Here is an 8,986-nt window from a genome sequence, read left to right as displayed (position 1 = left end):
ATTCCGTGGAGCGACGCTGAAGAACTGTTCCACGATGCTGTTCTGGCAGGCCGTGAAGACGGCTGGAATGCGACGAGAGATGAGCTACAGTATCATTTCATTCTCGGCGTGAACGCTGGCCCTCGAATCGCGAGTATTGCTCGCGAAAACCGTGCCGATGCAGACGAGAGTACCACAGACGACCAACCCATCGCAGCCACGTCCTCACAGGAGGAGTAATTCATGTCCAACGAAATCGAAACCGTGTCGAACCGCTCTGAAATCGTGTATCTCTACGATGCTGTTGATGCGAATCCCAACGGCGACCCGCTGACCGAAGAGAATCGTCCCCGAGTCGACGACTACACCGAAGAAGCGATCGTGACCGACGTTCGACTCAAGCGGTACGTTCGGGATTATCTTGACCGACAAGGAGAGACGATTTTTGTGAAGAAATCCGGGAGTGGGCAGCGGGACGACAAAGGAGACCGCTACCAGACAATCCTCGAGAATGCCGGTCTGGACGAGGGATACACCGACGAAGAATTGGAGGCTGCATTCCTCGACGAGGTGACAGACATCCGGTTGTTCGGAGACAGTATGGCCTTCGACGACTCACCAGTCGACGGTTCCTACACCGGCCCGGTGCAGTTCGGTTTCGGTCGCTCGATGCATCCTGTTCACGAAACGACGCACGGAAAGACCTCGGTTCTCTCTGCTGACAGCGAAGAGGGGGGCGCTGGCGGGAATATGTTCTCTGAACACCGTCTGGCGTACGCACTAATTCGATTCCATGGAGTCATCGACGAGCATGCTGCAACAGACACCCGTCTAACGGAAGCTGATGTTGAGTCGCTCGAAGATGCACTTTGGCAGGGTCTCCGATCACAAACTAACACGTCTTCGAAGCGAGGTCACGAGCCGCGACTCCTTCTTCGAGTCGAGTACGACGAAGATGCGTACCACTCGGGAGACCTACACCGAACAATCGATCTTAATCCTCGTGTTGAGGGTCCGAAAGCGATGCGAGACATTAGCGACCTCGACCTTGTTATCGATGATCTCGTAGCCACGTTAGCCGATGATGCCGACGACATCGCGACTGTCGTCGTTCGAGCGAGCCGTCGACTCCAAATACAGTTTGACGGTGAGCACGGTGAGGCAGAGATACTCGAGAAGGCACTCGGGGAAGCCGTCGGTTCCGATTCGGTAACGATTACGTATGAGTGAGTCGTGCCTCGTCTTCGATGTGAGCGGAGACTTCGCACACTTTCGGAAGCCTGAGACGACATCACCAGCTCAGACGTTTGGCATCCCTCCTCGAACAACAGTTGCTGGAATGACCGCCGCGATTCTCGGCCTCGATCGAGATAGTTACTACGACACCTTTAGTCGGGAATCGAGTCGGATCGCTGTTCAGCTTCGTTCGCCGATTCGGCGGATCTCACTTGGGATCAACATTCTCACTACTGAAGGTAGCTCTTCGAAGACCAAGGGNATCGCTGTTCAGCTTCGTTCGCCGATTCGGCGGATCTCACTTGGGATCAACATTCTCACTACTGAAGGTAGCTCTTCGAAGACCAAGGGTGCACGTCCCGGGAGATTCGTGACGAGCCAACGGCAGCAGAACGTCTTTGAAACGCTCTGCGATCCAGAATATCGGCTGTACGTTTCGTTAGATGACGAGAGGTTGATGGATAAACTCGAGCAATATCTCGTTGCTGGCAAGTCACACTACGCACTCTCACTGGGATTAAGTGAGCATCTCGCAACACACGACTTCCAGGGGAGATACGAGATTCAGCGGGGACAAGGGGACGCAGTAGTCGATTCGGTCATCCCCGGTGAAAGTCTGGGAATTGTCCCCGATTCTGAGAGTAGGTATGTTACTGAACGCGTACCAGGATTCATGCGCTCGACGGCTGACGGTCGTGTGTCTGACGGCTTCCAGACGGTGACGTACGAACGGAATGGACAGAGCATCGAGATACGAGACATCAATTATGCACAGGTTGGTGGTGAGACAGTTGTGTTCGGATGAACTGCTCTCACATCCTGAGACGACTCTAAAGAGACATCTCCAAGATGTTGCCGACAGTTGTGCTGAGGGTCGTGCAGAGTCAGCACAACGGCTTCGGTATATTGTTGGTGCCTGCCACGACTTCGGGAAGGCAACCCGATATTTCCAAGAGTATCTAGCGGACGATCGACCACAGAGCCAACTCACGAATCACAGCGCGATTTCTGGACTCGCGTGTTTTCACGCACTCCGTGCGGAAGGGTTCTCTCTCAGAGAGTGTGCAATGGGGTGGCTCGTGATCTCTCGGCATCACTCTCCGTTGATAGATACCGGAGAAACGTTTCAACGCACGCTCTTCGCTTCTAATGCTCCTCGAGAGACGTATGTCCAACAGGCTGAGGACATCTTGACGCGGCGAACACAGGTCCAAACACTCTACGACGATCTCGGTATCGAACTCGATATCGAATCTTTCTGTACGTGGATCAAGTCCAGTCAGTATATCAAAGATGTCGCGGAATCGCTGTCGTATGCTGGTAGCGTTAGTGAGCAGCCACTTGACTCCTCGTTTCAAGTCGTAGAATTATTTTCACAACTCGTTGCCGCCGATAAGTTGAACGCGGCTGGGTATGACCTCCCCTCTCGGAAACACGTGCCAGCGGATGCAGTCGAATCGTACATTCAAGACCGGTTTGGTTCTCCGAGTGCAGAGACGATTGACCAACTCCGTGCTGATGCTCGAGAGAGTGCACGTGATCAGTTACGTGATTTTGACTCACTCCCTGGTATCCTCACACTCACGTTACCAACGGGTAGTGGTAAAACGCTCACTGCCCTCGATTTAGCACTACAGATCCGTCAGCGGAAGCAACTGGCCGAAGAAAATAGGCCACGAATCGTCTATGCACTTCCGTTTACCTCGATTATCGACCAGAACTTCGAAGTATTCAGCGAAGTTCTCGAACACGCTGGTGTTGAGAGTATCCCTGAAGTCCTACTCAAGCACCACTATCGCTCTCGAGACGATTATGTCACGGGGAGCCATGACTCCGAGGCAACTGACGGTGAGTTTTGGCGCGACTTGATGCTCACAAATCGATGGGAGAGTGAAGTAACGACTACGACGTTCGTGCAGTTACTCGAAAGTCTCGTTGTTCCGTCCAATAGCCAATCAATCAAGCTGCCGAATCTCAGAGACGCGGTGATTATTCTTGACGAAGTGCAGGCGATTCCCACAAAGTACTGGGACGTTGTGCGGGCTTGTTGTGAGCAACTTGCTGCCGACTGGGGTTGCACGTTCATTGCGATGACCGCGACTCAGCCGGGAATATTCGCTGACGCACCGTCACTCGTCCCCAACGCAGATGACTATTTCGAACAGCTTGACCGTGTTAGATTCGAGATCGACGATAGCGTCTTTGACCAGCCCCTCTCGATTGAAACGTTGAGCGAGCGGGTTGTCTCTGAAGTTCGTTCTTCTCCGTCTGACGTACTCGTTGTCTGCAACACGATCGGATCTGCAAGACAAGTGTTCGACTCGATTCGTTCCCAACTACAGACCGACTCCAAGGAACTTCGATTAGAATATCTCTCCAGCGCGGTCCGTCCTCGAGATCGCCGAGATCGAATTACTGCACTCCGAAGTACTGACAGGGAACAGCGTGTCGTTGTAAGTACACAGGTTATTGAGGCGGGTGTTGACCTAGACTTCGATATCGTCATCAGAGACTTTGCACCACTAGACTCGCTTGTCCAAGCAGCAGGTCGTTGTAATCGACACGCAATNGTTGACCTAGACTTCGATATCGTCATCAGAGACTTTGCACCACTAGACTCGCTTGTCCAAGCAGCAGGTCGTTGTAATCGACACGCAATCGGTGGTAGTGGTGGTCGGGTAGATTTTGTCTGTTTAGTTGACGATGATGGAACTGAACCAGCAACTGCGATCTACGATTCCCCCCGTCTCGATGCGACGCGCCGTGCATTCACTAACGTTCTTAGTGGTTCTACTTCGCTGAGTGAATCGGTGGTAACTACTGAGGTTGTGTCTTCTTACTTTTCAGAATTATCAAATATAAAGAATACTGATGGCTCAATTCCAGAACTACAACGGTGGCAGTTCGACAGTGCGAGAATAAGGCTAATCCCTGACTCTTTCTCTGTCGACGTATTTGTCGTTGGATCAGACAGCGCGGAATCAGACCACGAGTTGTACGACGATTATGCCCAAGCAGTAAGATATAATAAACGAGCGCGTGCTCGCGAGTTAAAGCCGGATTTCTACGATTGCGTCGTAAGTGTGAACCTTTACTCACCGCGTTCAGAACGATCTGAGAAAATCAAACGATTGCCACTCCCCGACGACGAACTTGGTGTCTACTTGCTTCCGGCCCATAAGGAGGAGTACAAAGCGTGGTACAGCGAAAAAACAGGGCTTCGCCTCCCCGAATCTACAGTGGAGTCGAGGCTCTTATGAGCCGAGATGTGACCGGACTGATGGTTAAGTACTACCACACGTGTCATCGAGAACTGTGGTTTTATTCGAACAAGCTCGATGTTGACCGGTCAAATACTGGTATCGTGCACGGTTCGAAGATTGATGACACGACCTACCCCGACGGTCGCCGGAGAGTATTCATTGACGGTACGATCGCAATTGACGTGCTTGAAGATGGAACTGTTGTAGAAATCAAGCGATCCAGCAAACTCGAACAGCCCGGTGAGTGGCAGCTTAAATTCTATCTCTGGTATTTGAAGACCAACAAAGGCCTAGACGTCGATGGTCAACTGTCGTNATATCTGCAAAATAATCCCGGAGATACAGGAGATTATTGAACGCCCGGCGCCACCAGACCCTGAGTTGAAGCCAATCTGCGACACGTGTGCCTATCACGACTTTTGTTGGGTCTAATCATGAGACAGAGCTATCACCTGTTCAAAAACGGACGGTTTGAGCGCGATCAGAATACACTCCGTGTCATCACGGAAGAGGGTAGTGGCCCACATTATCTTCCGGTAGAGAACGTTGGCTCGCTGTACTGCCATGGCCAGCTGGACTTCAATACACGCGCCTTAGACTTCCTCAGCCAACAGGGAATTGTCATGCACGTGTTCAATTGGCAAGATTACTACGCTGGAACGTATATGCCGCGTAAATCACTCGTTTCAGGCCGGTCAACAGTTGATCAAGCGCTACATTACGCACGAACAGCAGAACGGCTTCCAATTGCACGAGCAATCGTCACCGGGGCTGCTCGAGAGATGATCTCAAACGTGAGATATTACGCTCGTAAGCAGGATGGTCTCACCTCTATTGTGGATCGTATTGAGGAACGTCTGTCTGCTGTCCCTGAATCAGACGACGTTAATACGCTCCGTGGCATCGAAGGTTCAATTCGTAGTGAGTATTACAGTCTCTTTCGAGAGGTTACCCCGGACAGCCTTCCGTTCATTAAACGGGAATTCCGACCACCACCGAACGAAGTAAACTCACTCATTTCGTTCGGTAACAGCTTACTCTATAGCGCGATTCTCACCGAAATCTACTCAACACATCTGGACCCCACAATTAGCTACCTACACGAACCAGCAGAGAGAAGATACTCACTCTGTTTGGACTTGAGTGAACTTTTCAAGCCGCTTATCGTTGATCGCCTGATCTTCCGTTTACTCAATCGAAAACAGATAACTGAGGACGATTTTGATAGTGGAATGAACGGTTGTCTGTTAACTACCAGCGGTCGACGACTGTTCGTACGCGAATTTGAGGAAACTTTAGAGCGTACCGTTGAGCATCCAACGCTGAAACGCCACGTTTCGTATCAGTATCTGTTGCGCTTAGAGGCGTACAAATTACATAAACACGTGATTGGTGACAAAGAGTATGAGCCGTTCAAAAGGTGGTGGTAATGTACGTCATTGCAGTATATGATATGGAAGCAGAGCGAACTCAGCTGATGCTCTCTCTGCTTCGACGATATCTCACACACGTGCAAAATTCTGTTTGTGAAGGTGAATTGACTGATGCGCAGTATGCGGTTTTAACCGAAGAAATTGAAGAGACAGTTAAGCCGAACGAATCTGTGATTCTGTACCAACTACGAGACGACAACTGGTTGAATCGGAAAATCTATGGCTCTGACCCAATGGATGACCATCGGCTCATCTGACCATCAACCTACTTAAACGAACCCGCTACTGAGGGTCGATGGAAACTAGTCCTTGTAAACAACAGTTATGAGCCTTGAGGGGGGAATTTCGACCGGGGTTTCAGACGTACCAAGCTGGTGTTGAAGCACGGGTCATCAGGGACACGTCTCCTCTGGAGACCGAGTTTCAGACGTACCAAGCTGGTGTTGAAGCAGTGGACTGTTCGGGGGACTAACGAGTCTGAGAAAGTTTCAGACGTACCAAGCTGGTGTTGAAGCGATAGATGTGGTCGTCAGATAGTTTCTTCGCACTTGTTTCAGACGTACCAAGCTGGTGTTGAAGCTCAGTCTCGCCCGCTAACATCCCATCAGACGTCACGTTTCAGACGTACCAAGCTGGTGTTGAAGCCGGCACCTCTTGGCGGTCGTCGGGGACGGGGTCGACCGTTTCAGACGTACCAAGCTGGTGTTGAAGCGTCGGACGGTGACATCGAGGTCTCCGACCGTGTCCTGGTTTCAGACGTACCAAGCTGGGGTTGAAGCTGAGGTAACTAACCATGTCGCTCCCTTTTGGACTGGTTTCAGACGTACCAAGCTGGTGTTGAAGCTTCGCGTGGCTAACGAGTCTGAGAAAAAGCGCGGAGTTTCAGACGTACCAAGCTGGTGTTGAAGCGCCAACTCAATACGTTCCACGACGGGAACGAAATAACGTTTCAGACGTACCAAGCTGGTGTTGAAGCACACTCTCCGTCAGTCGGTCGTCACTCCGCGATAGTTTCAGACGTACCAAGCTGGTGTTGAAGCCAACGGTTGTGACCACGAGTTCGAGGCGACCGCGGGTTTCAGACGTACCAAGCTGGTGTTGAAGCCGGAGGCATACATCCGCTCGGAGGGAAGTGTAAACCGTTTCAGACGTACCAAGCTGGTGTTGAAGCGGGCCTCATCGAACTGTTCAACTACGACATCGTCACGGTTTCAGACGTACCAAGCTGGTGTTGAAGCGATAAGTCCCATTAGGGCCACCTCATCGGATATCCCGGTTTCAGACGTACCAAGCTGGTGTTGAAGCGATGAAGCGACTCGGGTTCTCACAGACGAAAGGCGGTTTCAGACGTACCAAGCTGGTGTTGAAGCGAGTCGGTGGACTTGCCGCCGATTCGCAAGAACGTGGTTTCAGACGTACCAAGCTGGTGTTGAAGCTCGCTCTGGTCCGGGTTCTAACCCACTCGACCACCCGTTTCAGACGTACCAAGCTGGTGTTGAAGCGATAGTCCAGATAGCAAGCAGGCAGAGGCGACCTCGTTTCAGACGTACCAAGCTGGTGTTGAAGCATAGAGTGGCCGGTATCGGCCAACATGGACTCTTAGTGTTTCAGACGTACCAAGCTGGTGTTGAAGCTCCGCTGCCATGCTTGATATGTGACCCTCGCGTCAGCGCGTTTCAGACGTACCAAGCTGGTGTTGAAGCATTGGACTCGAGATCCGGATGAGGATATAGCCCCGGTTTCAGACGTACCAAGCTGGTGTTGAAGCAACGACGACATTTATCGTCCGTGGAGGGTGATGGCAGTTTCAGACGTACCAAGCTGGTGTTGAAGCCACCGGAGTGCCTTGGGCTCACGCATCCGGAGCCGTTTCAGACGTACCAAGCTGGTGTTGAAGCTTCAAGTTCGGCGAGACGGTCGTCGACTGCATGTCGTTTCAGACGTACCAAGCTGGTGTTGAAGCTACACCGCGTCGCCGGAACTGACTTGATAATTTGGGTTTCAGACGTACCAAGCTGGTGTTGAAGCTACCGGGTCGTCACTTCACCGATGATTTCCAGTTCTTGTTTCAGACGTACCAAGCTGGTGTTGAAGCGGTTCTGACACGGCGTGTCGTCCGTCGTGGGGTGGCCGGTTTCAGACGTACCAAGCTGGTGTTGAAGCCTTTCCTCACAATCCAGACAAAACGCCCCGGAAACGTTTCAGACGTACCAAGCTGGTGTTGAAGCGGGCGCATCGCGGGCGCTCATGACCGCGGCGAAAGCCCGTTTCAGACGTACCAAGCTGGTGTTGAAGCCCAATGCGGCGGTCGGGTCATCCCCGAAGCCCACGTCGTTTCAGACGTACCAAGCTGGTGTTGAAGCGAGTTGACAGTGGGACGTTCCAGCCCGAACTCCAGTTTCAGACGTACCAAGCTGGTGTTGAAGCGATTTACACGCACTTTGCGAAGGACGGCGACAAGCGTTTCAGACGTACCAAGCTGGTGTTGAAGCAGTATCTCCGGGTTGTCCTCGAAGACGCCGTTGAAGTTTCAGACGTACCAAGCTGGTGTTGAAGCCGTCCTGAAGAGCGATTGCAACCCGGTGCGGGACGGTTTCAGACGTACCAAGCTGGTGTTGAAGCGGTTTGAAGACTACGAGACGCAGGTGCGACGTGAGTGGTTTCAGACGTACCAAGCTGGTGTTGAAGCTCGACTACCGTTTGGTCAGAATGGTGGTCCCGGAGTGTTTCAGACGTACCAAGCTGGTGTTGAAGCTGTTCTACACCGTCAAGTCCGAACACCGCGGCGACTTGTTTCAGACGTACCAAGCTGGTGTTGAAGCACCCTTTTCGAAGCCAATGCTTTTGGTCGGTACTCCTGTTTCAGACGTACCAAGCTGGTGTTGAAGCAGGGCTACTATATGCCCGACGAACTCACCTCTAGTTTCAGACGTACCAAGCTGGTGTTGAAGCTTGCTGACGTGCATCGAGTATCGGGACGTGCCGAAGGTTTCAGACGTACCAAGCTGGTGTTGAAGCGCCGCACGACTTGAGGAGGCAGACCCCGAAGACGTCGTTTCAGACGTACCAAGCTGG

General features: G+C 52.1%; 6 protein-coding genes, 1 pseudogene and 1 CRISPR repeat array. All 7 genes and pseudogenes read left to right on the top strand.

Annotated features, from left to right (window positions below; genetic code table 11):
• On the top strand, window positions 1-219 hold a 219-nt coding region (locus C454_RS20940; RefSeq protein ID WP_204365848.1), incomplete at its 5' end, for a hypothetical protein.
• Window positions 220-222: 3 nt separating this feature from the next.
• Window positions 223-1,209 (top strand): type I-B CRISPR-associated protein Cas7/Csh2, encoded by a 987-nt coding sequence (cas7b, locus tag C454_RS02805; protein ID WP_004972494.1) that lies wholly within the window; start codon window positions 223-225, stop codon window positions 1,207-1,209.
• Window positions 1,202-2,020 carry a type I-B CRISPR-associated protein Cas5b gene (gene cas5b / locus C454_RS02800; protein WP_004972493.1) on the top strand — a complete coding sequence of 273 codons (819 nt, stop codon included), beginning with the start codon at window positions 1,202-1,204 and terminating at the stop codon, window positions 2,018-2,020. The genes cas7b and cas5b overlap by 8 nt, the downstream gene beginning before the upstream one ends.
• Window positions 1,950-4,475 carry a CRISPR-associated helicase/endonuclease Cas3 gene (locus C454_RS19745; protein WP_081605181.1) on the top strand — a complete coding sequence of 842 codons (2,526 nt, stop codon included), beginning with the start codon at window positions 1,950-1,952 and terminating at the stop codon, window positions 4,473-4,475. The genes cas5b and C454_RS19745 overlap by 71 nt, the downstream gene beginning before the upstream one ends.
• Window positions 4,472-4,910, top strand: a pseudogene (locus tag C454_RS21225) (Dna2/Cas4 domain-containing protein). Before C454_RS19745 ends, C454_RS21225 begins: the two are co-directional and overlap by 4 nt.
• A gap of 2 nt (window positions 4,911-4,912) precedes the next feature.
• The gene (gene cas1b, locus C454_RS02795; protein ID WP_049904936.1) at window positions 4,913-5,908 is read left to right on the top strand and encodes a type I-B CRISPR-associated endonuclease Cas1b; all 996 of its coding nucleotides are present in this window, start codon (window positions 4,913-4,915) and stop codon (window positions 5,906-5,908) included.
• The gene (gene cas2, locus C454_RS02790) at window positions 5,908-6,168 is read left to right on the top strand and encodes a CRISPR-associated endonuclease Cas2 (RefSeq protein WP_004972490.1); all 261 of its coding nucleotides are present in this window, start codon (window positions 5,908-5,910) and stop codon (window positions 6,166-6,168) included. Before cas1b ends, cas2 begins: the two co-directional genes overlap by 1 nt.
• A gap of 97 nt (window positions 6,169-6,265) precedes the next feature.
• Window positions 6,266-8,929: direct repeats of the CRISPR family, unit length 30 nt; unit sequence GTTTCAGACGTACCAAGCTGGTGTTGAAGC.
• Between the last annotated feature and the right edge of the window lie 57 nt (window positions 8,930-8,986).

The sequence above is a fragment of the Haloferax gibbonsii ATCC 33959 genome, from assembly GCF_000336775.1.
GTDB classification, from domain to species: domain Archaea; phylum Halobacteriota; class Halobacteria; order Halobacteriales; family Haloferacaceae; genus Haloferax; species Haloferax gibbonsii.
This window is presented reverse-complemented; position numbering and strand designations above follow the sequence as displayed.